General features: G+C 36.5%; 21 protein-coding genes, 1 pseudogene and 1 riboswitch. Of the genes and pseudogenes, 10 read left to right on the top strand and 12 right to left on the bottom strand.

Annotation, left to right across the window (positions count from 1 at the left end; all coding sequences use genetic code 11):
• Window positions 1–123: 123 nt before the first annotated feature.
• On the top strand, window positions 124–1,155 hold the full coding sequence (locus tag L6W14_RS21540) for a S66 family peptidase (protein ID WP_237898862.1): 1,032 nt from the start codon (window positions 124–126) through the stop codon (window positions 1,153–1,155).
• A 42-nt stretch (window positions 1,156–1,197) separates the two neighbouring features.
• Here L6W14_RS21540 and L6W14_RS21535 read toward each other — a convergent pair whose 3' ends face one another.
• Entirely contained in the window at window positions 1,198–2,541 is a 1,344-nt protein-coding gene (locus tag L6W14_RS21535) for an MATE family efflux transporter (RefSeq protein WP_131520993.1), read from the bottom strand.
• The gene (locus tag L6W14_RS21530; RefSeq protein WP_131520992.1) at window positions 2,528–2,995 is read right to left on the bottom strand and encodes a GNAT family N-acetyltransferase; all 468 of its coding nucleotides are present in this window, start codon (window positions 2,993–2,995) and stop codon (window positions 2,528–2,530) included. Before L6W14_RS21530 ends, L6W14_RS21535 begins: the two co-directional genes overlap by 14 nt.
• A gap of 86 nt (window positions 2,996–3,081) precedes the next feature.
• Here L6W14_RS21530 and L6W14_RS21525 point away from each other — a divergent pair, with 86 nt between their 5' ends.
• The 3 genes from L6W14_RS21525 to L6W14_RS21515 all read left to right on the top strand — a co-directional run bounded on the left by L6W14_RS21525 (window position 3,082) and on the right by L6W14_RS21515 (window position 6,575).
• A complete protein-coding gene (locus L6W14_RS21525) occupies window positions 3,082–3,912 on the top strand; it encodes a MerR family transcriptional regulator (RefSeq protein ID WP_131520991.1) in 831 nt (276 codons plus the stop codon).
• A gap of 184 nt (window positions 3,913–4,096) precedes the next feature.
• A complete protein-coding gene (locus tag L6W14_RS21520; protein WP_237898860.1) occupies window positions 4,097–5,398 on the top strand; it encodes an SMI1/KNR4 family protein in 1,302 nt (433 codons plus the stop codon).
• Between the two features lies 1 nt (window position 5,399).
• Window positions 5,400–6,575: a DUF4272 domain-containing protein gene (locus L6W14_RS21515; RefSeq protein ID WP_237898858.1), complete on the top strand. Its 1,176-nt coding sequence runs from the start codon at window positions 5,400–5,402 to the stop codon at window positions 6,573–6,575.
• Window positions 6,576–6,624: 49 nt separating this feature from the next.
• Here the strand turns inward: L6W14_RS21515 and L6W14_RS21510 are convergent, their stop codons facing one another.
• From L6W14_RS21510 to L6W14_RS21500, 3 genes are all read right to left on the bottom strand, one after another.
• Window positions 6,625–8,037, bottom strand: coding sequence for an erythromycin esterase family protein (locus tag L6W14_RS21510; RefSeq protein ID WP_237898857.1), 1,413 nt, complete (start codon window positions 8,035–8,037; stop codon window positions 6,625–6,627).
• A gap of 140 nt (window positions 8,038–8,177) precedes the next feature.
• Window positions 8,178–8,531 carry a hypothetical protein gene (locus L6W14_RS21505; RefSeq protein WP_131520987.1) on the bottom strand — a complete coding sequence of 118 codons (354 nt, stop codon included), beginning with the start codon at window positions 8,529–8,531 and terminating at the stop codon, window positions 8,178–8,180.
• 22 nt (window positions 8,532–8,553) lie between these two features.
• On the bottom strand, window positions 8,554–9,237 hold the full coding sequence (locus tag L6W14_RS21500) for a DUF2225 domain-containing protein (protein WP_131520986.1): 684 nt from the start codon (window positions 9,235–9,237) through the stop codon (window positions 8,554–8,556).
• A 333-nt stretch (window positions 9,238–9,570) separates the two neighbouring features.
• Here L6W14_RS21500 and L6W14_RS21495 point away from each other — a divergent pair, with 333 nt between their 5' ends.
• Window positions 9,571–10,344, top strand: coding sequence for a Cof-type HAD-IIB family hydrolase (locus tag L6W14_RS21495; RefSeq protein ID WP_131520985.1), 774 nt, complete (start codon window positions 9,571–9,573; stop codon window positions 10,342–10,344).
• A 61-nt stretch (window positions 10,345–10,405) separates the two neighbouring features.
• Window positions 10,406–11,002 (top strand): DedA family protein, encoded by a 597-nt coding sequence (locus L6W14_RS21490; RefSeq protein ID WP_237898855.1) that lies wholly within the window; start codon window positions 10,406–10,408, stop codon window positions 11,000–11,002.
• A gap of 30 nt (window positions 11,003–11,032) precedes the next feature.
• Here L6W14_RS21490 and L6W14_RS21485 read toward each other — a convergent pair whose 3' ends face one another.
• The 5 genes from L6W14_RS21485 to L6W14_RS21465 all read right to left on the bottom strand — a co-directional run bounded on the left by L6W14_RS21485 (window position 11,033) and on the right by L6W14_RS21465 (window position 16,902).
• On the bottom strand, window positions 11,033–11,770 hold the full coding sequence (locus L6W14_RS21485) for a cyclase family protein (RefSeq protein ID WP_237898853.1): 738 nt from the start codon (window positions 11,768–11,770) through the stop codon (window positions 11,033–11,035).
• Between the two features lie 91 nt (window positions 11,771–11,861).
• Window positions 11,862–11,967: riboswitch (SAM riboswitch) on the bottom strand.
• Window positions 11,968–12,048: 81 nt separating this feature from the next.
• Window positions 12,049–12,453, bottom strand: a complete 405-nt coding sequence (locus L6W14_RS21480; protein ID WP_227744935.1) for a YuzC family spore coat inner layer protein — start codon at window positions 12,451–12,453, stop codon at window positions 12,049–12,051.
• 118 nt (window positions 12,454–12,571) lie between these two features.
• On the bottom strand, window positions 12,572–14,143 hold the full coding sequence (locus L6W14_RS21475) for a helix-turn-helix domain-containing protein (protein ID WP_237898851.1): 1,572 nt from the start codon (window positions 14,141–14,143) through the stop codon (window positions 12,572–12,574).
• A 465-nt stretch (window positions 14,144–14,608) separates the two neighbouring features.
• A complete protein-coding gene (locus L6W14_RS21470) occupies window positions 14,609–15,559 on the bottom strand; it encodes an ABC transporter substrate-binding protein (RefSeq protein WP_131520980.1) in 951 nt (316 codons plus the stop codon).
• Window positions 15,560–15,717: 158 nt separating this feature from the next.
• Window positions 15,718–16,902 carry an MFS transporter gene (locus tag L6W14_RS21465; RefSeq protein WP_131520979.1) on the bottom strand — a complete coding sequence of 395 codons (1,185 nt, stop codon included), beginning with the start codon at window positions 16,900–16,902 and terminating at the stop codon, window positions 15,718–15,720.
• A gap of 110 nt (window positions 16,903–17,012) precedes the next feature.
• Between L6W14_RS21465 and L6W14_RS21460 the strand changes: the two genes are divergently transcribed.
• Window positions 17,013–17,396 (top strand): winged helix-turn-helix transcriptional regulator, encoded by a 384-nt coding sequence (locus L6W14_RS21460; RefSeq protein ID WP_131520978.1) that lies wholly within the window; start codon window positions 17,013–17,015, stop codon window positions 17,394–17,396.
• Between the two features lie 55 nt (window positions 17,397–17,451).
• Here L6W14_RS21460 and L6W14_RS21455 read toward each other — a convergent pair whose 3' ends face one another.
• Window positions 17,452–18,297 (bottom strand): aldo/keto reductase, encoded by an 846-nt coding sequence (locus L6W14_RS21455; RefSeq protein WP_131520977.1) that lies wholly within the window; start codon window positions 18,295–18,297, stop codon window positions 17,452–17,454.
• A gap of 331 nt (window positions 18,298–18,628) precedes the next feature.
• Between L6W14_RS21455 and L6W14_RS21450 the strand changes: the two genes are divergently transcribed.
• On the top strand, window positions 18,629–19,069 hold the full coding sequence (locus tag L6W14_RS21450) for a VOC family protein (protein WP_131520976.1): 441 nt from the start codon (window positions 18,629–18,631) through the stop codon (window positions 19,067–19,069).
• 56 nt (window positions 19,070–19,125) lie between these two features.
• On the opposite strand, the pseudogene L6W14_RS21445 reads toward L6W14_RS21450, so the two are convergent.
• Window positions 19,126–19,995, bottom strand: a pseudogene (locus L6W14_RS21445) (LysR family transcriptional regulator).
• Window positions 19,996–20,423: 428 nt separating this feature from the next.
• Here L6W14_RS21445 and L6W14_RS21440 point away from each other — a divergent pair.
• Entirely contained in the window at window positions 20,424–21,092 is a 669-nt protein-coding gene (locus L6W14_RS21440) for a response regulator transcription factor (protein WP_016992630.1), read from the top strand.
• Complete coding sequence (locus tag L6W14_RS21435; protein ID WP_237898847.1) at window positions 21,089–22,462, top strand: HAMP domain-containing sensor histidine kinase; 1,374 nt, start codon at window positions 21,089–21,091, stop codon at window positions 22,460–22,462. The genes L6W14_RS21440 and L6W14_RS21435 overlap by 4 nt, the downstream gene beginning before the upstream one ends.
• Window positions 22,463–22,493 lie beyond the last annotated feature (31 nt).

Raw genomic sequence — 22,493 nt, 5'->3', positions numbered from 1 at the left:
ACATAGCTGTATTTTTAGTTAAAATGTATTCTAAAAATGATATACGAAACTAATTAAGAGACCCAAAATCGTCTTGTTGTTGTAAAACAATTATTTTTTGAAGGCACAAAGGAGAGATGGTAAATGAAAATACAATATCCTACTTTAAAAACACCTCTTACGATTGGCGTGACAGCACCCTCTAGTGGAGTCGAACAGCATCTCCATCTATTACTAACAGAAGCTGAAAAACAATTAATACAAAGAGGAATGAAAGTTATTATTGGAAATACTACCTGGACGCAGCTTAAAGGTAGAAGTACAACAAAAGAAAAGCGAGTCTCTGAACTTATGGACTATTTATTAGATGAGCGTATAGATGTCGTCATGCCACCGTGGGGAGGCAGTTTTTTAATGGAGTTATTACCTTTAATCGATTGGGACGAATTAAAAAAAGCGGGACCCAAATGGATATTAGGGTATTCAGATATTAGTACTTTATCTTTTGTATACACAACCATGACGGGGTACGCATCCGCACATGGGGTAAATTTTACTGAATTATCTGCACCTCAATGGGATGAACTTACTTCTAAATGGATAGACGTAATTACTTGTAAGACTGGTCATTCAATAACTCAAAGCTCTTCTCACTATTTTCAATCGAGCTGGGAGCAAGTTTATAAAAATCCTGCTACAGGATTTTATTTTGACAGTGCAACCGAATGGAAAGTTCTAAACCAAGAGCGTAGTAATCGTATGACAGGTAGGTTGATAGGTGGCTGTTTAAATACATTGCAAATTCTTATAGGTACGCCCTTCGATTACGTTCAATCATTTATTAACGAATATTGCTCTGAGGAAGGAACAATATGGTATTTAGAAAGTGTTGGTATGGATGCAGCAAAAATCTACCGAGCTTTGTGGCAATTAAAGTATAATGGTTGGTTCAATAAATGTAATGGTGTTCTAATCGGGCGAGCAGGACTATATGAAAATCTAGGGGACTTTACATTGGTGGATGCATTAGGGGATATTTTTGACGAGATGGGAATACCAGTTTTCTATGAAGTAGATATTGGACATGTCCCCCCTCAATTAATTCTAGTGAATGGAGCAGTTGGGGAAGTAATAGTAGAAGAAGGAAGAGGTACGCTAAAAATGCAATTTTGTTAGGCAAACATATTAAAAGGGGACCTTGATGAGGTCCCCTTTCATTTAAGCATGGTCAGGAGATGAAAGCGTTCTTGGATTTTTCCTAATGAACAAGTAAATAAGCAATGCTGTAATTCCTTCTGCTACTGGGAAGGTCCACCAAATAGCCTGCGAGCCAAGTATCTTGGGTAGTATGATGAGAGTAGGGATAAATAAGATAATACTGCGTAGTAACATAATTGTTGTAGCAATACGAATTTTTTCAATGGATTGAAAGAATTCTGCGAACACCATGTTGATCCCTAAAAATACATAGCCAATGGCAAAATGAACAAAGCCCTGTGCTGCCATACTGCGAATTTCCAATGAGCTATCTCCGAATAACGCCATTAATTGAGAAGGGAAAAGAAGAGCTATAAGAGCTGTTGTTAATCCTAAAATAAACGCGGTAGCTAAACCGATTTTCAATAAAGCTGTTAATCTTTCTAGTAATCTTGCCCCGTGGTGATAGCTAACTAAGGGTTGTAGAGCCATACCGACGCCAAGGAAAATAGTCAGTAAGACAGTATGGATGTAATTGACCATTGCATAGGCAGTAACGCCATTCGCACCTAAATAATGTAAAAATGTAACGTTATACAAAATAACGATAACTGCAACGGAGGCTTCAACAATAAAGCTAGGTAAACCTATAGCAAAAATTTTTTTCAAATCTGATAGATTTAAAAATGAAGTGACAAATTTTAACTCAGATTGAGGACGGAAAAAATGGAGACATAGCACAGACGTACCTATAATTGTAGCTATTGCTGTCGCTAAGGCACAGCCAGTCACACCATAGTCTAGTACAAAGATGAAAACATAATTTAAGAGTATATTCAAAGCCGATGTTGTAATTAAGCCCAGCATAGCCAATTTTGGATTGCCATCATTTCGAATAAAGATGCTTAATAAATTTTCAATTGTGTAAAATATCCCAAAGAGCAAAATTACATGTAAATACTCCTGCACATAAGGATACGTATCATCACTCGCTCCGAATATATAAGAAATATCCTTTAGATTTAATGCGAGAAATCCAATAATCGTGATCACAACCACAAGCATTGTAGAAAACGCCAATGTAAATAGTTGATGGGCTCGTTGCTTATTTGCCTCTCCTAGAGAAATCGAGAAAAGAGTAGCTCCTCCCATACCAATCCATAGAGAAATAGAAAGCAAAATAGAGAAAATAGGAACAGCTATATTAACCCCAGCTAAAGCTGTAGGTCCCACGCCGTGACTAACGAAAATGCCATCTACCAATATATTGACGGACATTAAAAGCATCCCGATCATGGCAGGGAATAAGTATGATAAAAATAATGGTTTCAGTGGCTTTGTTTCAATTGGATTAATGGTTGTCATAACCATGCACCTCCAAAACCATTACTTTTTCCCCTTTATCATCTAGCTCACCATTAAATATAAAACCGAATTGTTTATACAGCTGGATAGCTACAGCGTTATTGTCATAAACACTTAAATATATCTGAAGACAGTTGAACTTTACTGTTAAATATTGAATAAGTTGCTGTAAAAAATGTTTTCCCAAACCTTGTCCTTGGTATTGTTCTGCTATTAGATAGCGATCAAGCCATACTCGTTGACTATAATCATCATGAGGGAATAAGCCGTACATAGCGAAGCCTATAGCGGTGTTATCTTTATACAGACCTAAAGGCGTAAAGTGTCGATCCATTTCCGCCTCTGCTAAGCATTGTTCTGTAGATTCAATAAAATGTTGCTGATTGTCAGCGATACGTAATGCTAAAATTTCTTTCTTGTTAAAAGCTGTAATGTCACGAATCTCCGTGAACATAATGTCAAAACCTTTCTATTTTTATTTTGAATAGGTACAATCTAAAGTATATAGTAACTATATAGTCAAGGGAGGAAACTCAAAAAATGCTTAATAAAAATGTAAAGTATTTTACAACTGGTGAATTTGCTAAATTATGTAAGGTGAATAAACAGACACTTATTTATTATGATCAAATTGGTTTATTATCTCCCATCATGAAGGATAGTAAGGATTATAGGTATTATTCACTTGCTCAATATGATTTTTTCGGTGTTATTGAATTATTAAAGGCAGTAGGGATGTCCTTAAAGGATATTCAGCATTATATGGAAGAGAAATCACCTGAAAATTTTTTAGAATTGATGCACCAACAAAAAGAGCATGTTGCGAAGAAACGTAGAGAACTAGAAATGATTGAGAATATTATTGATGTCAAAATCAAAATGACAGAGGAAGCACTGCATCTAAATTTTAAGGACATCACGATTGAGTATTTTCCTGAAGACACATTATATTTGAGTAAAAATATTGAGAATTCTACAGAAGAGCAGTTTGTGAAGGCTGTATCTGACTTTATTGAGGAATTGGATCGCTCTCAGTTAGATACAGGGTATCCCATTGGAGGGATAACAAGAAGAGAGCAAGTGTTAGCTGGGAATTACGATAACTATAGTTATTTGTATATTGAGCAGCCTCATCCAAGAGAAGGGCATCCTTATTTTAAGGCGATAGAGGGTGAATTTGTGATTGGTTATCATGTAGGCCCCTCCTCAAAACTTGGTGAGACATACACACGGCTATTTAATGTCATGCATGAAAAGGGTTATGAGCTAGGTCAGTATGTATACGAGGAATACATTTATGATGCCGTAATGAAAAATCGAGAAGAAGACTATGTAACCAAAATTATGATGGAAGTAAAGAAAGTAAAATAATTCATTAAGACGTAATAGAAAAGAATGAATATAGCTGAGACATTTATCATATACGAAGGTTTAGATGGCAGTAAAATAATAGCATTTTGTCATTCTTTTTAAAGTTAGCCTAATCAGTAAATGATTTCCTGACGATAAATAAGAAGTATGACATCACATGAGCCTTATATGGAGGTTAGAGACAATGTGGATTGAGCGTTGGAATCATTTAGTAGAGCAATTGAAGCAGCAGGGAGCTTGTGTACATCCGATTGAAATACGGCCAGTCGCTACCGAGCAAGAGTTACAGCAGGTTGAGGAAAGACTTGGTGTACAAATCCCTAATGGGTTTCGTCAACTGTTGCAAAATTGCTCAAAGCAAGTAAGTATTTATTGGTCATTACCAGATGAGGCGATACTTCCCACTGAATTGCTAGATACGCCTTCTGGTGAGTTTGGCTGGAGCCTAAAAGCTCTAGACTTTCCTTACTTTGGAGAAAATGATGAATCGTATGAACAGCAATATTTACAATTTTTTACGGCTGGTAATGGAGATGCTCTTCTTCTTAAGCTTGACGACGAAACCGTTTGGTATTGGAGCCATGAAGAAGATGAGCTTGATTTGCTTGCTGCCAGCTTTCATTCGTACGTTGATAATATGACGGCTTTAGGCTGTATTGGAGTAGACTGCGGACAGCATCGTCAATTTTGTAGTGAAAATGGATTGGATATTGAATTGGATCGCTCACAATTATGGCTAACTTGGCTAGAACAATATTTAAGCTCTAATTTACAGCAGGCTCAATCCAGCTTAGCATCTTTACTTCATTATGTTTCCATGCATGGTGTCAAAAAAACAAGCGTGCAGGAGGCATTTTTGCATTTTGATGGAGTACAGGTGTATCAGGCACTTCAACATAAATTAGAGCGAGCTCAATCTCCATCAGAACAAAAGGCGTGGAGTGAAGTTTTAGTCAAGATATGTCCGAGTGAGGCGGGAAATTGGGCAAGAGAACTTTGGCAAGTACAGAGTGACATACCAGACTGGCTGCGTGATTATGTAACAGTACATTGTTTGCCAGTTAATGAGGGACAATCTTTCATCTTAATGGATATCGAAAAAGATAGAATTGATGCCTATACTGCTCTATATCGTCTACGCCAATTTCACCATCCAAATATTATAGACTGGATGAGACCCTATGTCACGTTTCCTATTGATGGGTGGGATACACTTTTGGCTGAGTCACAGCCAAGTGCAGAGACGTTATATGAGTGGTTAAATGGCAACGAAGTAGAGAGGCTAACATCCATCCGAGCTATTTGTCAAATGATGCAGCGGGGAATCACACCTACAACTATGATAGACGAAGAAAAATGGCGTCCTTTGCTGGCGTATTGGGTTGAACATGAGGTGCTACAGAAAAATAAACAGCTGTTTAGCCAAGCGCTTAGTTGTTTGGAAAATTGGTTATTAAAATGCTATATGCGACTAAGGAGAGAGTAGATTGAACCAGTTTACGATATTCGCTTCCAAAAATGATACAGATGATATTCAGGATAAACTATCCGATGTATTGGCAAAAAGCTTCATTATTGAAAAAGATGAAAACGAATATTTATTAAAATCAAGAGGTTTATTTAATAAATATAAATGCTCTATAAACATTTTAACTGAAGATACGAACCCTGATTATTTTGCAAAAAATATACCTGGGATGATGGGCTTTTACGATAAAATTCCATTTAAAGATGAACAGCTAAAAGAACGCATAATGATTCAAATATCAGTGCTCAATACGGTCGTTGCAATCGAAATGGACAAAGAGATGACAGAAGACCATATGCAGCAATTTATAAAATTACTAGCAAGCATAGGGGGGATTGGTTTCCTATCAGATGGTACTTTGTTGGATCAGAACGGTATGGTTATTGTTTATCCTAATGGAGAATCAGGTCCATCTGATTTTCAACCACATGCTTGCACAAGAAAGATACATGCACAAGAGGTCACATCAGCACAGGGAGAGGCACGAAAAAATAGAACGATAGCTTTTTTAACAGAGAAGGAGATACCTTATGCGTCATCGCTTCCTCAGCTACCACCAGTAGAAAATCTCCAATTTAAAAGCCAAGAGGATATTGCAAGAAGAGCGGTTGCCCTGTTGATTGTTATTCAATTTGCTTGTGATGTAGCACAGAAGGGTGATATTGAGGAGTCTAGAGAGTTCTTTACCAATATGCTACGTACATATGAGGTGCATGAATTTTTAACGGAGCATGAAAAATTCTTTCTTGAGGCTCAGCATCCTGGTGCTCAAGAAGCAGTCAATATATCATGGCAATATGAAGCCTATTGGACACTTATTTGGGCATTGGGACTTGTGGAAGAGCTAAATTTCCCTGACGATGTATGTGATTGTGAATATGCAATTCAAGTAGTTTCTCGTTGTGAGACATTTGAGCAATTTTATGGTCAAACGGTATTGCGCAGTAAGGAAGATATAGTGGATGAGGCGGATAAAATTTACAGATTACATTGGGCTTGTGTAGATAGCCGCATCAATGGACAAGAAGCTCCTTTAGCATTAAATGAAAGTGTTGTGATGGAAAGACGTAGAGGCTTATTTTGGATGATTGGATATCAAGGCGAAGAATGGGATACTATATCGATGAATACTTAAAACAATAGCAAACTAGATTTCCTAGTTTGCTATTGTTTAATAAGAGAGATTATTTGATATAGGTTGGTTTATCCACCTGATCTATTAAAAGTATACCATCGTATTGGTCGCGCGGAACAAGACTTTCCTGGATCATTCCCCAACTATAGGATAAGCGTGGTTCAAACATCCATGAGTTGCCTCGTTCATTTTGACGATTGCGTAAATCGATGAATGTGTAAGGGTTATTTGTTGAAGACAGAATATCTTCAATAGATCCTTTGACAGGAGGTAAAACAGGCATAGGTTCTCCCATATTATTTGCTGTCTCTCCACTAGCCATGTATAGACCTAATACATAGCTATATTTCTTATAGATATCAGGTAAACGTTCCCCCATTAATTTAACTGGGTAAGGAGATCCCATTACATTCGATTGTGCTTTACGAATATGATCGTTATGAGCCCATACAATAAACTTTTCTGTTGGATACACCTCTTCAGCTAGCCAAAGTAAGTTCTCCATCATTGCTTGATCTCGCCATTCCATAGTTTGCAAAAATGATTCTATATTATTTTGTTCAATGTCGATATTGGACTGAATTGTTAACTCTATATATTCGTCTGCTAGTCGAATACGATCTGCTAGAGTGCGATCCATTAGTTTTACAATATGAGGCTCTTTTGGATAAGCTACCTGTAGCTCTTTTTCTTTGATTTGTATTTGTGATTTTACCTGTTTATACACATCAATTATAGTAGTTTTTACTTTTTGATAGCCCTTCAAATCTTTCCCCGAGCTCCATTCAGCAAGCTGCTTCTCAGCTTCATTGAATTGCTGAGCCAACTTGGGGTTTTGCAGCCAATCTCCGTTCGTAAATGCTCCTTGCTGTTGAATATCAAAGCCAGTAAGTACAAGAGGTTGCTCTGTTGCTTGAGTTGATTTTGCATAGTCAAACAGAGGCAAAGTTTCTTTTGTCCACCAAACGCCGAAAATGGCATCTTTCATTGTTTGTAGAGCTGCTTGTTTATCAATTTGTCCTTGAGCATTCATCACATTACCCATACCACTTTCAAAGGCAAGGACATTATAGCCCATATCTTGATGTAAAAATTGTATTAAACGTGTTTTCGCTAGATTGAATTGTGCCACTCCATGAGAGCTTTCCCCTAAAAAGACAATACGTTTATCATGTAATAAAGGTTTTAGCATCTCTAAATCCTCAAATTTGTTAGCGGGAATTTTTTGTCCATTAAACGTTTCAGGCTGGATGGATGCCAGGCTGTATGCATGGTCATTCGCCCATTTTTTCCAATCAAGTAATGTTTCATTAGAAGTCCTAGCTTGTTTGACAGCAGAATCGTTTTCCGTAATCTGCTCATTTACAGGGACAGCAGCAGAGACATTCACTACTCCACTTATTGTCATTAAACTGGCCAGTGCAAAACTTAATAAAACCTTATGCTTCCTAGCTTTCCTCATTAGTTATCAGCCCTTCACTTTATATTGATACTAATTATAGGAAGGGAAGTTTAAAGTTTAGGAAGAATTTGTTTAAAATTAGTTTAAATTTAGTATGTAAAAAAAGAAAAACACCTCCAATTGATGGAGATGTTGGAATGCTATTTATAGTGATAAGTACTTGCTCTTACATGGTTACGTTGAATTTGGTTAAACCATGCACGATCCTTTTCTTCTTGTTTTAATGTCCCAACAATGGAGGAAGAGCAGCTTACGCAAATTTTAGCCTGGGTAATCTGTCCACATCGTTCGCATGGAGCCCCTAAATTAGGAAAAATGGAGTTCTTTAATTTTCCTGCTTTTACCCATTTGTAAAGCAACTCAGATGACACGCCTGTTAAAGCGACAACTTCATCGTTTGTTAGGTAGCGATTATTTTTTCTTAATAAAAAATGATGCAGCTCTGAAAATATATCCTCTTCTCTCACATCAATTTTCCTTTGAAATAGCAACATAATTAATCATCTCCTCGTCCCATTAATGAATGATTTCATTAATTGTTATAGGTTGTTCGTCATATTTATAATTTTCCCAACGATTGCGTGCAAGCTTGCGATATTTCGGCGAAACATTTCGATCAGCGATTAAGCGTGAAAATCCTTTTTTAGCTTCAGGAATATCATCAAGTCGAAGGCTTAATTCAGCATGTAAAAACTGAATTCTCTCTCCACCTTCTTGATTAGAGGCAAAGGATTTACTATAAAAGTCTCTCGCTGCAAAAAGATAGCGCTTTTCGGATTCTTCGTCTTTTTTTAAACGATAGAGCCAAGCGATTTTTAAAGCGAAATTCGCCATTAAAAGAGATTCTTCCATTGACGCACGGGATACTAAATAGGCGAGCTTAAAACTGATAATGGCATCATCAATTGTACGTTCCTGACAGATATCCATAGGTTTCTGGAGCTCTTTAATGTATAGTTCATCAATGAGTAGCATGAAAGGTCCGTATGTCCGTGTCATAGATTTATGGTAGGCATAGCCACAATGTGGACATACGGCAACTTCATATAGCAAAGGGTTTAGGCCATCGTAAACAGGCATGAAATCCGTTTGTTCTTCGATAATTTTATATCGATTAGGGCGAACTTTATATGTTGTAAACTGCTTTTTGCAAAATTTACAATCCACACTACTTTCATAGTAGTAAATGTTAAATGCCATAAGAATCAACTCCTTTGCGTACTCTAAAATTTTATTTCTTTTGTTCTATTTATACGTAAGATTTTATCGTTCAATGTATTTAAGATATTATCTTTTATTTTAACAATTTTGTGTTCTTTGGTATACTCCTTTAGAATTATTAAAATAAATATATTCAAAGAATTTTTATTTAAATATTATTATAAATACGCTTGTAATAGTTTTTATCGGAGGTGTAAATGGAAGTTATATAGTTTGCTTAAAGTTTGTCAAAATACTTTCACATATTTCAAGAGAGAAGAATTGTAAATTTAAATCAATTGGTTCTAAAAGACTATGATGGAGGTGCTCAAAATGAAGTGTAATATCGTGATTTTTGATGTAGACGGCACATTGATTAATTACGAGGATGGCTGTGTGGAAGAAAGTACAAAACAAGCTATTCAGCTATTGCAAGAAAAGGGAATTCATCTTGTAGCGGCTACTGGAAGACCCTTATCTATGTGCTATGAATTAAAAGCGCTGGGGATTGAAACCTTTATTACAGCAAATGGGGCCTATGTGAAACATAAGGAACTTGTCATACATAAAACTCCGATTGCCAAAGAAATTGTCTACAATATACAGGCTTTTGCACAGGAACAGCAGCATAGCCTAACATTTTTTACAGAGGAGTTATCTATGAATAGCATACAAAGTCCAGTAGCTTTAAGAGCGATGCAAGAAACTTTATCTTTACGGGATTTTCCACTTATAAATGAAAAAATTGTAGATGAAGAGGTTTTTCTCATGTGTTTATATGCGGATGAGCTGGCTGAAAAAAGATATACTAGCCAATTTTCGAATATATTTTTGCAGCGTTGGCATCCTTATATTGTGAATGTCTTACAGCAGGATGTTTCGAAGTCTATAGCTATTAAAGCGGTGCTTGATCATTTTAACATTGACCCTGAGAATGCGATTGCCTTTGGGGATGGGGATAATGATATTGATATGTTGGAGTATGTAGGAGTAGGAATTGCCATGGGAAATGGCAGTAAAGCTCTAAAAAGTGCTGCCAATTTTGTTACAAAGAAATCTACGGATGGCGGTATCAATTTTGCTTTACGTCAGCTTCAAGTCATTTAGAGCGCTGAGGCTACACTATATATAGCAGGTAGATTTTAATAAATTTTAGGTGGGATGATTTATGGCACATCACGTGCAGTCTCTAATTGAACATTACGGATATTTTGGGATTATCGTGATTCTAATTGGAGGTATTGTTGGGGTGCCACTTCCTGATGAGGTGTTTCTGACTTATGTAGGCTATAGTGTTTACCGAGAAAGTCTTGAACACATTCCTGCTTTAGTCAGTGCAATGATTGGTGCGATTGGAGGCATTACCTTAAGCTACTATATTGGTTATCGTTTTGGCTTACCGTTATTGCAGAAATATGGCCCTAAAATTCATATTACCGAGCAAAAAATTGACTTTACGAAAAAGATGTTTACAAAAATAGGACCTACCCTATTATTAATTGGCTATTTTATTCCAGGGGTACGCCATTTGACAGCTTATATTGCGGCTATTAATAATTATCCTTATAGAAAGTTTGCTCTTTTTGCCTATACAGGGGCATTTATTTGGACGTTCACATTTATATCATTAGGAAAGATGCTTGGAGAGAAATGGCGATTTGTTGGATACTATTTAACCCATTACAGTATCTATCTTATTCTTTTATTTATTATAGGGATGCTCATTGTTTATTTTTTATTTAAAAAAAGAAATGGACAAAAATAAAAGTCGGTATACGCTATACCGACTTTTATGTTATGGCAAAATAGCAAAAGATCGCACAGGGAAGCCAGATGCTTTTTCTGGCTTAGGTACGATATTGAAGATGATAGCGCCTTTCGCAGGTAGCTTGTCCAAATTAGCCATTAGCTCAATTTGATAGGTGTCTTGGTCAAGCACAAAATATTCGCCATCTAGCTTGCCATTTTTACGAAAATCAGCAGCAGAGTCCGTATCGAATGTTTCATGACCAATTGCGCTTACCTTGCGTTCTTGTAGTAAAAACTGTAAAGCTTCTAAACCCCAGCCAGGGATATGGTTATGTCCATCTGCATCCTTATTACTGAAAGCCTCTTTATCTGGCCAGCGCTTACTCCAATCTGTACGTAATGCTACAAATGTTCCTGCTTCAATTTCTCCATGCTTGTCCTCAAAATCAAGAATATCTTGAACACTTAATGAAAAATCATGGTTGCTCGCAGCCTCCTGTGATTTATCAATAACAACAAGGGGGAGAACAAGCTCTTTTAGTTCTAATTCTTCTAAGTAGCGAGTATCTCGCACAAAATGAATGGGTGGGTCGATATGTGTGCCATATTGACCAGGGAACGTGAATTGTTGAGCGAAGAAACCATCCTTATGAGAAAATAACGTTTCAAATTTAGCGTCCTCAAACATAAAAAAATGTGGAGAATTAGGGCCGAATGTATGTGTTAAATCAACCCACTGTTTCGATTTTAGTAATTGCAATGCTTGCAAAAGTTCATTAGACATCGATTTCCCTGCTTTCTGTAAAAAATAGTGGTAAATAAAAAGGAGTCCCCTAATAGAAGAGGACTCCTGCTTGAAACAACGGTAGTTCTTCTTCTCATCTTCAAGGCTGATCATTTTGCCAATTGGAATTAGCACCATACTGTTAGCTGGTTGCTGAGACTTCCTCGGGCCAATCCCTCCGTCTCTCTTGATAAGAAAAGTAATATAAGAATTTTCAGAAATAACAATACAAACACTTTAGCATAGTTTTTTATAGTTTACAAGTTCACTAGGAATTTTCACCAATTCAAATTCAAGGTGACTCCACAACAATCATTATCAATCAGACGTATTCTAAAACTGTCTGGTGTATAGTTCGTTTCAAATTTCATCGTAATGCCTGTTGATGTGATTAATTTTTCAACCTCTGTTTTATTTGAAAGTTGAGCAGCATTCATTAAATCATGTGCGAATTGTTGGGAGCTATCTATTTTATCCGTAAGTAATTGGGCTTGCTGCATCATCGCCTTTATCCGTGTTGCTGAAGCTTTTAATTTGTGTGTATCGACAGGTGGAAAAGGATTATTGGTCGGCATTGCTAAATGTTGCGAAAAGGGTCTAATGGCAAAATGATTAGCGATAGGCGATGTTGGATAATGATAGGGATGCACAAAATACGGATAAGGATTGTAATACAAGGTCATTCCTCCTATCCTATAACTGATATCCTATCTTATGTAGCCAAACTACATTCGGTGTTATTTTGCGGTGCAATGTTTGTCCTCCTCACCATTTAAAAAGGAAGCTAAAGTAAGCTTTTTTTTAGCCAAGTACATTCAAGACATCATCAATTTTTTTACTATGTGATAAAATGCCATAATTCATCCATGTTAAAAAGTCTACTTCATAGACACAGCTGCTTTTAACGGCAGCTAGATTTTTCCAAGTAGGAGTTTTTAAAATAGCACGTTCCTCATTTTCATAAATGGAATGTTGCTTATCAAATGTAATAAATAAATGATCCGCATCTAATTGCAACAATTGATCAAATGTCAGTTGTGCTTTACGTTGATTGTGCGGAATACCCCATACTAGTGAATGTGGCATTAAACCTAAGTCACGATATAAAATGGGGCCCGTATAGCCACATTCAGGACCCGCGTATAGAGTAATGCTAATGGCTGAAATACGGAGAAATGCCACACTTTGCCCATAAACTGATTTGCTAAGAATTCCTTTTGCTTGTTGTACTTTATCTTCATATTGTAGGATTACGTCTTGTATCAAGGAGGTTTTTCCTGTTAGATCTGCAATCTTAAATAACGTAGATTGCCAATTCTCTCCAGGGTGTGAAAGATGACAGACGGGTCCTACTTCATCTAAGTGCTGAAAGGATTCCCAACGCTCTACACCAGAATCTAACATAATTAAAGTTGGCTTATAGTAAAGGAGTCGATCCATTTCTCTATTTTGTACATCAATATCTGGCACTTTCTGTAGACCTAAATAGTCTTGTTTTCCCCATTTTGAATGACTGAATTGAGCAATTGGCGTAATCCCAAGCGCAACAAAGAAATCTTCTAAGAATGGTGCAAATACACGTAGATGGCTGCTTTGATTTCTTCGATATTGTCCTGGAGAGATGCCGACATGTTCCTTAAAGCGACGATTGAAATAATACTCATTATTAAATCCGACAGACTGGCTAATTTCAAATACTCGATCATTTGTTGTCATTAATAAATGCTTAGCTTTTTCAATACGAAGTTTAGTTAAATAGTGAAGAGGAATTTGTCCCGTAATATCTTTAAAAATGCGCGTATAATTCCATCTTGGTACGTCAGCTAGCTGTGCTAGCTGCTCAACCGTCCACTCTTTTTCAAAATGTTTATGTAAATGGTTAATGGACTGCTCAACAGATTGTCGATCATTTTTTTGCATCTGCTTGGGTATGGTTGGATGTAGGAGTAATAACATCAGCTCTTGAAAGTGTACATGCTGTTCAAAAATCGTGTGTTCATCCTCCGCTAACCTGTTCTGATAGATGACTTCTAGCAGTCTATGACATTGTGAAAAGGGGAGAAGATGTCGTTCGCTGATACTTGTAAAATGACTATATGAATTCTGACTATTGCTGAGATTGACAATGTTGAATTGTAATTGATAAAAACAAAGGTGCTCACTTTGAATATGGATACTAACCGTGTTATTTGGCGGAATCAATATGTACTTTTCTTCACTAAAATGAATGATGTCATGATCTATTTCTAGCTTTCCGCTACCATTCATTACGATGAAAAGTGTATAGAAGTCACTACTAATCAATAACTTTTTTGATGATTGAATTGAATAAGAGATATTTTGTAACGTATAAACATGTGTTAAGTTACCCATTGATAATTCACCCCTTTTTTTGAATTGGCAGAACAACACAAAGAAAGCCCTCATTAAGAGCTTCCTTTCATGTTGTTGAAAAAAGATCATGTGACTAGTAGAAAAAGCCCCTTTAGCAAGGCAAGGGGTTGATTTCCCCTCCGCCAGCGTCCTTTTCAGGTGGCGTCTGATGAGCCGCTTCACTCACTTGCGTTCGCTCCAGGGTCTCACCTGTGACGCTAAATCCCCTAGGAGTGACGCTGGCTCCACTCCAATCAACCATGCTGCTAACGTGTCTTTTCTTCTTTCGTACTAGCAGTAGGGAACAAAAAAGTCTATTAAAGAGAGGATAGGCACTTATTTCAATGTGAAGAAGTGATGAGTGACAACACCTATCCATTTTCTCCTTCACAAAAGTGCTATTGATTATTTTGTTTTTTAACACTAAGCCAAAGAAAGCCCTCATTAAGAGCTTTCTTTGGAAAATTATTTGACGAACCATTTCTCTAAATCATCATACTTTAGCAAGTTGGCTGTAATTGCGCCAGATTGCCAATATGTGCGATCAGCAATATAGACATGCCCATTTTTTACAGCAGGGAGTGTTTTCCATAGTGTACTATCTAACCATTTAATGGCTTCTTGGTTTTCTTTAGACTCCCATGTACCGTTTGAAGGGAAAAGGATAATATGATCCGCATCTAATTCCGTGATAGCCTCTTCTGATAAAACCTCGTGGAACTCTGTCATATCACGGGCTAATGGATGTGGTGTTAAGTCTGTCTCTGTGTAAATATAGCCAGAGTAGCGATTTTTAATGCCAAATAATGCTAATGTATTATCTGCTACATTTAGTCGTACAACGGCAACTGTTTCGTCTCCAATTGATTCATCTAGTTTTGCTTTTAAATCGGCAACACGTTGCTCATATCGATCAACCATTTCTTTTGCCTTATCGGGAATATTTAAAACATCAGCTATTGTTTTTGTAATTTCACGTGGATCTTGTAGAATATCTTCTTTCAAGCGGTAAGTAGGCGCTACCTTTGAGTATTCCTCATACTTTGCCTGGTCCGCGGCACCATCTACAATGATTAAATCAGGCTTGGCTTGTAATAATGTTTCCATGCTACCGGTAATGTCGAACTCAGGAACATCTAATCCTAAATAGTCCTGTTTTCCCCAAGATGGGTGATACCATTGCACAACGGGTTTTACATCCAAAGCTGTTAAATAGTCTTCCAAATAGATAGCAGCTACACGCTGTGGATTTGTAGGAATTTCTACTTTTCCAAACTCGTCTTCTACAATTCTTGTATCTTTAGATGATTGTTCTTCTGTAGCTGTATCCTCTTTTACTTCATTTGAGCCACAGGCACTTAATACGAACATTAGTGCAATGAAAACTACAAATGAAAAATATCGACCTCTACGCATTTTATTCACTCCTATAGATTTACTAAAACAGTAAGGGTATACCCTTAAATTAGAATGATAATCATTCTCGTTTGACTCAAATAAATTATAGGATACAACATATTAACAAACAATACACATTCTCTACTAATTTTTTATACAAAATGAAATTTAGAGAGTTATTGTTTTTTGTTATCGAAAAGTAACCATAAAAGTGTAACAATTGCTGCTAGCATAACCATCAGGAATCCGTATATAGGCGTATGCGCCAACGATTGGTGGCGAATAATAAAGCCTCCGATATATGAGCCTAAAAATATGCCAATGTTGAAAGCAGAAATATTCAATGCCGAGGCCATTGAAATGGCTGATGGTACATATTTTTCAGATAGTAGAACAGCATATAGCTGCAATCCTGGGACATTCATAAACATGAACAATCCCATTGTTAGCACCATTATTAATCCCATAATAGGTGATTCTAGGGTAAAGCCAATGCCAAGCAATGACAATGCAAGTCCAACAAAAATAATAAAGATGGAACGTAGTGGATTATGATTAGCAAAATGACCACCAAGAGTATTACCGATAGCTACACAAATACCATAGACAACTAGAATAATGACGACTGTATGTGGGGAATACCCCATATATTGTTCTAAAATAGGTGAAACATATGTGTAGACAACAAAAGCACCGCCGTATCCAATTGCGGTAATGAATAGTATTAAGATCATACGAATATTGCCTAAAACTTTGCCGATATCACGAATAGAGATGGGATTGCCTTTCGATAATTGGCTAGGTACTAACAATGCATTACTAATTAAACCGACAATTCCAATGACAACAATAAAAATGAATGACATACGCCAATCTGTTACTTGTCCAATAAATGTACCGAGTGGGACACCTGTTACAGTAGCTAATGTTAAGCCAGTAAACATAAAGGCGATAGCACTTGCTCGTTTATTTGGTTCCACTACATCTGCTGCTATAACAGAAGCGATGGACATAAACACACCATGTGCTAATGCTGAAATAATACGTCCGATTAATAGTAATGCGAAATTAGGAGCTAAAGCGACTGCTAGGTTACCCACTATAAAAATGGACATGACAAGCAATAATACGGTTTTTCGACTAAGGCGGGATGTTAAAGCTGTTAGTAAGGGAGCCCCAACAGTTACCCCTAGTGCATATATAGAAACGGTTAAGCCAGCTGTGCTAAGAGAAATACCAAAGTCATCTGTAATTAATGGTAAAAGTCCCACACTGATAAATTCAGTGGACCCTATACCAAATGCACTGATAGCAAGTGCTAGTAAGGTAAGTTTAGCATTTGGCTTTTTTGATTTTGACATTTTACTACTATCTCCTTTGATTTTTTTTATGATGTGTAGTAATATTCATACATACCAAAAAGATATGTAGAGTACTTTTAGTTACTTTTGGATATTACAGGAGGTTTACGATGCAAAAAATTTATAATATTGGTGTTGAAGCTACACTAGAAGTTATTGGTGGTAAATGGAAACCAGTTATTCTTTGTCATTTAAACCACCATGGTAAAATTCGAACAAACGAATTTCGACGATTGATCCCAGGTATTTCGCAAAAAATGCTCACAAACCAATTAAGGGAACTGGAGCAGGCTGGGTTAATCAATCGAAAGGTCTTCAATCAAGTACCACCAAAAGTTGAATATTCATTAACAGCCTATGGACAAGGAATGGAACCAATTCTGAACATGCTTTGTACGTGGGGTGAAAAACATGTTGAATTATTACAGGATAAAGGTGAAGATGTACTGTTAAAACAACGTGATGATGATATTGCCATGCAGCAAACATCATAATGAGGGGAGAAAGAGACTGTCATATACAAGACAGTCTCTTTCCTCTTTTTAATGCTTATAGAGCAAAGTCAAATTCATCTGGATTTGGTCCAACACGTTGTTCACGATTCATCTCATTGATTAATGCCATTTCTTCGTCTGTTAAAGTAAAGTCAAAGATATCAGCGTTTTGCATCATACGCTCTCTACGTACTGATTTTGGAATTGTAATCACTCCATTTTGTACATCCCAGCGTAAAATAACCTGAGCATTTGATTTTCCGTATTTTGTTGCGATTTTTGAAATTGTTTCATCTTCAAGAAGTCCACCTTGCATTAAAGGTGCCCATGCTTCAAGTTGAATTTGGTGCTTGTCACAGAATGAACGAAGCTCCACTTGTTGTAAGCGTGGGTGGAATTCCACTTGGTTCACAACAGGTTTAATATGAGCAAATGATAATAAGTTATCCAAGTGTGCCACAGTAAAGTTACATACACCGATTGCTTTGATCTTGCCTTGTTCATATAAGTCTTCAAGTGCTTTCCACGATTCAGCATATTTATCTTTACCAGGCCAATGAATTAGATAAAGGTCTAAATAATCTAATCCTAATTTTTTTAGGCTCTCTTCATAGGCTGCAATTGTTTCATCATAGCTTAAACCATCGTTCCATACTTTAGATGTGATAAATAAATCTTCACGACGTAAGCCAGTAGATGCTAGACCTTGTTTAATACCTTCTCCTACACCTGCTTCATTGCCATAAATAGCAGCAGTATCGATGCTTCGATAGCCAACCTCGATAGCATTTTTAACCATTTCTGCAGTAGCGTCATTTTCTACTTGAAAAACCCCTAAACCCATACCAGGCATTTGTAGGCCATTATTTAAAGTGATTGTATCTTGTAAATGAGTAATCATTTTTAGTCCTCCATGTTTTGTGATTATTGGATTGCTTACTCATTATGCTGCTAATAAACTCTCAAAAAAAGTACGTACTTTTTTGTGTCATAGAAACGTAGAGGTAACTTTTGTGAGCTGGCAATGATTAGAGGAATAAAAATATTTATTGATGATGAACGATTAAATAAAAATGTCACACCTGATTGGTCTTAACTACTAGTAAAAATATCGAGTAGTCTACAAAAGGCTTTGGAGACAATTAAACAAATATTTTTCTTGCGGTAATAAAAGGAAATATACGTTCGGTAGAGAATTAAAGTAGTAATACTTTAAAAAGGGGATTTTGAAGATGAATCGTTTAAATTTAATTACATTAGGTGTGAAAGATATGGTGGAATCTCTCAATTTTTACCGAGAGGGACTGGGTTTTGAAGTGGTGGTATACGGAGAGGAGACGAATCCCGATGTCATGTTCTTTAATAATGGAGGAACAAAAATATCGTTATTTCCAATTGAACGTTTAGTCAAAGATATCAATGCATCCAATCCACCAGAAATTAGCCAAGGCTTTGGTGGAATCACGCTTGCCTATAATGGTAAATCAAAAGAAGAAGTAGATCGAGTCTTTGCATTAGCAAAAAAGGCGGGTGCTAAAATTGTTAAGGAGCCCGTAACTGTATTTTGGGGTGGCTATAGTGGCTATTTTCAAGATCCAAATGGCTACTATTGGGAAGTTGCCTATGGCGACATGTGGCAGTTTGATGAGAATGATATGCTGATTATTCAATAACTGTTCAAAAAGAGAGCAAACGAAGGTTTCTAATTTGTTCTCTTTTTTATTAATCATTAACAATAATGCTCCCTCATTAAATTCACAAAGTTTTGAGCGGCTTTAGATAAATAATGATTCTTCAGCCATACGAGTCCTACTGAGGTGGATAATTCTGCTGATGGAATTTTATATGCATGAAGTGGTAAATCTCCATAATGCTTTAAAATAGTTTCAGGTATGATAGAGGAGCTAAAGCCAGAAGCGATTAAGTTCATTAACAGTGCCGTATCTGAGCATTCTCCAACAATGTGGGACTGCAACTGGCAGCGAGAAAATGCTTCTAATATCGAATAATGTACGCCTAAGCCTTCAGTGCTTGGTCTTGGTAAAAGGATTGGCCAATTTTGCATGTCAGCTAAAGATACATCGTGTTCTAAGAAGTCGGATTTTTTGGATTGTATAAAGTAAAATGGTTCAGTGTACATATGAAGAACAGAGAAATCATCTAATTCTAAAGGTAAGCGAATGATGGCAAGTTCTAAACACGGTCCCTTACTAAAGAAGATTCGTTTTGTTGAATTTTATAAGTCACCTTTGGATAATATTGTTGAAATTGTTGTAGTAATTGAGGTAGCTCAACAACTGAAAATGTATTAATGCCCAATGTCAATAAACCATGAAGGCCTGATCCAATATCCTTGACCTCTGCTTCTGCCTCTTCCATTAATTGTGCAACCTGCAATGCATATTTATATAACGTATTTCCCGCTTCAGTTACTTCAAAATACTTGCCGCTCCTTTCTACCAACTTTGAACCGAGTTCTTCCTCCATCGTTTTGAAATGCTGACTTAATGGTGTTGAGAAATATGTAACCTTTCAGCCGCAGCAGAAATCTTTTTTCCTCCACAATTGCTATAAAATAGATTAGCTGTCTAATATCCAAACATAAACACCCCCTCTATTATAAGGAAAACCTAAGTAAATTATATTTCTCTAATACTCCAATATAGTTAGGGCCATGTTAGCATATTTATCAAAAAAACAAGAAGTGAAGTTTCTTTTTTTCCAGCACCTAAATGTGAAGCGAGCAACATTGATGGAAAGATATTTCCATTTTAGGGGTATATGATTCTTCCCATGCTTTGAGGCTTGCCTTGTAATACAGATTTCCAACACCTTTTTAAATGAATTTGAAGCATGTGATAAAGTAGCAGCGTATACTATAAAAGAGCAACTTTTAGTAGTTGCTTTTTTTAATTAGTCAACGTTTTTGAATTTCCTAAGAAAATAAATAACAGTTCCCCTATAATAACCATGTATGGAAATTATAAATTTTTTATTACAAGTTAAATGTATCAAGGAGGATGAACATTGATTCGTATATTATACATAGAAGATGAAAAAGAAATCGGACAATGGGTAAGCAAAGAATTAACTGAACGAGGCTATGATGTGACATGGCTAGAATCAGGGGAGGGGCTTGAACAACATATTAACTCAAAAGATATTGCTATATTAGATGTGATGCTACCTGGATTGGACGGTTTCTCCATAGGTAAAAGAATTAAACGGGAAAATAAAGACCTGCCAATTCTAATGTTATCAGCACGAACAGCTGTTGAAGATAAAATTGAAGGGCTGCATTTTGCTGATGATTACTTAACAAAGCCATTTCACCCTGATGAGCTCGTAGCAAGACTGGAAGTATTATTAAGAAGATATCAAAAAAGTGATGATGTACTGACATTGCAGCACCTTAAAATTGATACGAAAGATATGCAAATAATCAATACGATTGATGAAGAAGAAATTCTTTTGACAGGAAAACAATTTTATTTATTACAGTATTTTATTCGTCATTTAAATCAAATTTTAACGAAGGAACAACTCTATGAGGGTGTTTGGGGTGAGAGCTATATAGAGGGTGATAAAACACTCATGGTGCATATTCGTTACTTAAGAGAAAAAATAGAAATCAATCCTGCAAAGCCTATGATTATTGAAACAATCCGAGGCATTGGCTATAGGGTGAAACAATGATATTTTTTCGATCATTATTAGCAAAATATATGCTGATTATTGTATTAGCCATATCTATTGTACAAATCTCCTATCTGGGTGTTGCTATTTTCGTATTAGGCATTACAAAGACAGGGACAGGAGAATTTTCAAGTGGAGTACTTGTAGAAAGTGATATTGAAGAGCAATGGCATGCACAGGCTAAAAATATGACCAATGCAACAGATGATGCGATTACGCAGTTATTTCAAAAGTGGCAGGAGCAATTTCCAACGGCTTCTATGTTTTGGGTAAGTGAAGAGGGGAACTTACTGACTACATTGAATGTGAAGGATCAGTTACCAGCAAAATGGACACCAGCCTATACAACTCAATTTATAAAAGAACGTTATGGAGATGATCCATTTACTGTTATAGCCTTCTTAGGTGATGACATATCAAATGGCTTTATTGTATTAGAGATTCCAAGGGTAGCATTTAATCCTCCACTTATAAAGGTCTATGATAACTATGGTAACTTTTTATTTTTTGGTGTTATTGCAGTTATTTTATTTTTTATTGTAGTGTCGCTTTTATTTTTCAAGGGAATTCGAAAAAGACTATTACATCTGCAAGAGGCTATGGAAATACGTGATGTAGATGGTCTACCTATTGAAATTCAGGTGAAAAAACGAGATGAGATTGGGCAATTGGAGCATAGTTTTAACAGAATGGTTTGTGAACTGCGAGACAGTAAACAACGTCAACAGAAGGAAGAACAGCTAAGACGTGAACTGATTGCTAATCTATCACATGATTTACGGACGCCTTTAACGAAGGTAAGAGCTCAATCCTATACAATTAGCAAAGAAGTGTTATCTGAGGAAGGGAAGCAGGCATTAAAGGCTATGGACGCATCCATAGTGAATATTGATGCTTTAATTGAAAATTTGATGTCCTACACATTGCTTATGGCAAGTAAATATAAATTTGAACCGAACGACATCAATGTTATCCGATTTGTAAGGGAACATCTAACGACATGGTATCCAGTTTTCGAGCGAGAAGGTTTCATAATCGATATTGAGCTACAGCCATTTGAACCTGTTGAATGGCGTGTTGATCCATTATGGTTAGGGAGAGTATTTGATAATATTTTCCAAAATGTACTGCGCCACGCGAATAGTGGTAAGTATATAAGTGTGAGAACGCAATCGACGGAGTATTATACAGCATTTATTGTGGAGGATCATGGGCAAGGGATGAAAAATGAGTCGAATGCAAAGGGCGCTGGTATTGGCTTATCAATTGTTGATGTCATGATAAAGGGCATGCATCTTGAATGGGATATTCATTCCGATCACTCTGGTACAAAAATTATCATAAAAAAATCTGCGAAGCTTAAGAAATAAATGCCTCGCAGATTTTTTTTATGATAGAAAT

The organism is Lysinibacillus sp. ACHW1.5 (assembly GCF_022014815.1).
GTDB classification, from domain to species: domain Bacteria; phylum Bacillota; class Bacilli; order Bacillales_A; family Planococcaceae; genus Lysinibacillus; species Lysinibacillus capsici.
The sequence above is the reverse complement of the archived record's forward strand: the minus strand, read 5'-3'. Positions and strand labels throughout refer to the sequence as shown.

Bases quoted from the DNA above. Each gene is read 5' to 3' on its own strand.
- L6W14_RS21540 (WP_237898862.1), top strand. From the start codon at position 124: ATGAAAATACAATATCCTACTTTAAAAACACCTCTTACGATTGGCGTG.
- L6W14_RS21535 (WP_131520993.1), bottom strand. From the start codon at position 2,541: ATGACAACCATTAATCCAATTGAAACAAAGCCACTGAAACCATTATTT.
- L6W14_RS21530 (WP_131520992.1), bottom strand. From the start codon at position 2,995: ATGTTCACGGAGATTCGTGACATTACAGCTTTTAACAAGAAAGAAATT.
- L6W14_RS21525 (WP_131520991.1), top strand. From the start codon at position 3,082: ATGCTTAATAAAAATGTAAAGTATTTTACAACTGGTGAATTTGCTAAA.
- L6W14_RS21520 (WP_237898860.1), top strand. From the start codon at position 4,097: ATGTGGATTGAGCGTTGGAATCATTTAGTAGAGCAATTGAAGCAGCAG.
- L6W14_RS21510 (WP_237898857.1), bottom strand. From the start codon at position 8,037: ATGAGGAAAGCTAGGAAGCATAAGGTTTTATTAAGTTTTGCACTGGCC.
- L6W14_RS21505 (WP_131520987.1), bottom strand. From the start codon at position 8,531: ATGTTGCTATTTCAAAGGAAAATTGATGTGAGAGAAGAGGATATATTT.
- L6W14_RS21500 (WP_131520986.1), bottom strand. From the start codon at position 9,237: ATGGCATTTAACATTTACTACTATGAAAGTAGTGTGGATTGTAAATTT.
- L6W14_RS21495 (WP_131520985.1), top strand. From the start codon at position 9,571: ATGAAGTGTAATATCGTGATTTTTGATGTAGACGGCACATTGATTAAT.
- L6W14_RS21490 (WP_237898855.1), top strand. From the start codon at position 10,406: ATGGCACATCACGTGCAGTCTCTAATTGAACATTACGGATATTTTGGG.
- L6W14_RS21485 (WP_237898853.1), bottom strand. From the start codon at position 11,770: ATGTCTAATGAACTTTTGCAAGCATTGCAATTACTAAAATCGAAACAG.
- L6W14_RS21480 (WP_227744935.1), bottom strand. From the start codon at position 12,453: ATGACCTTGTATTACAATCCTTATCCGTATTTTGTGCATCCCTATCAT.
- L6W14_RS21475 (WP_237898851.1), bottom strand. From the start codon at position 14,143: ATGGGTAACTTAACACATGTTTATACGTTACAAAATATCTCTTATTCA.
- L6W14_RS21470 (WP_131520980.1), bottom strand. From the start codon at position 15,559: ATGCGTAGAGGTCGATATTTTTCATTTGTAGTTTTCATTGCACTAATG.
- L6W14_RS21465 (WP_131520979.1), bottom strand. From the start codon at position 16,902: ATGTCAAAATCAAAAAAGCCAAATGCTAAACTTACCTTACTAGCACTT.
- L6W14_RS21460 (WP_131520978.1), top strand. From the start codon at position 17,013: ATGCAAAAAATTTATAATATTGGTGTTGAAGCTACACTAGAAGTTATT.
- L6W14_RS21455 (WP_131520977.1), bottom strand. From the start codon at position 18,297: ATGATTACTCATTTACAAGATACAATCACTTTAAATAATGGCCTACAA.
- L6W14_RS21450 (WP_131520976.1), top strand. From the start codon at position 18,629: ATGAATCGTTTAAATTTAATTACATTAGGTGTGAAAGATATGGTGGAA.
- L6W14_RS21435 (WP_237898847.1), top strand. From the start codon at position 21,089: ATGATATTTTTTCGATCATTATTAGCAAAATATATGCTGATTATTGTA.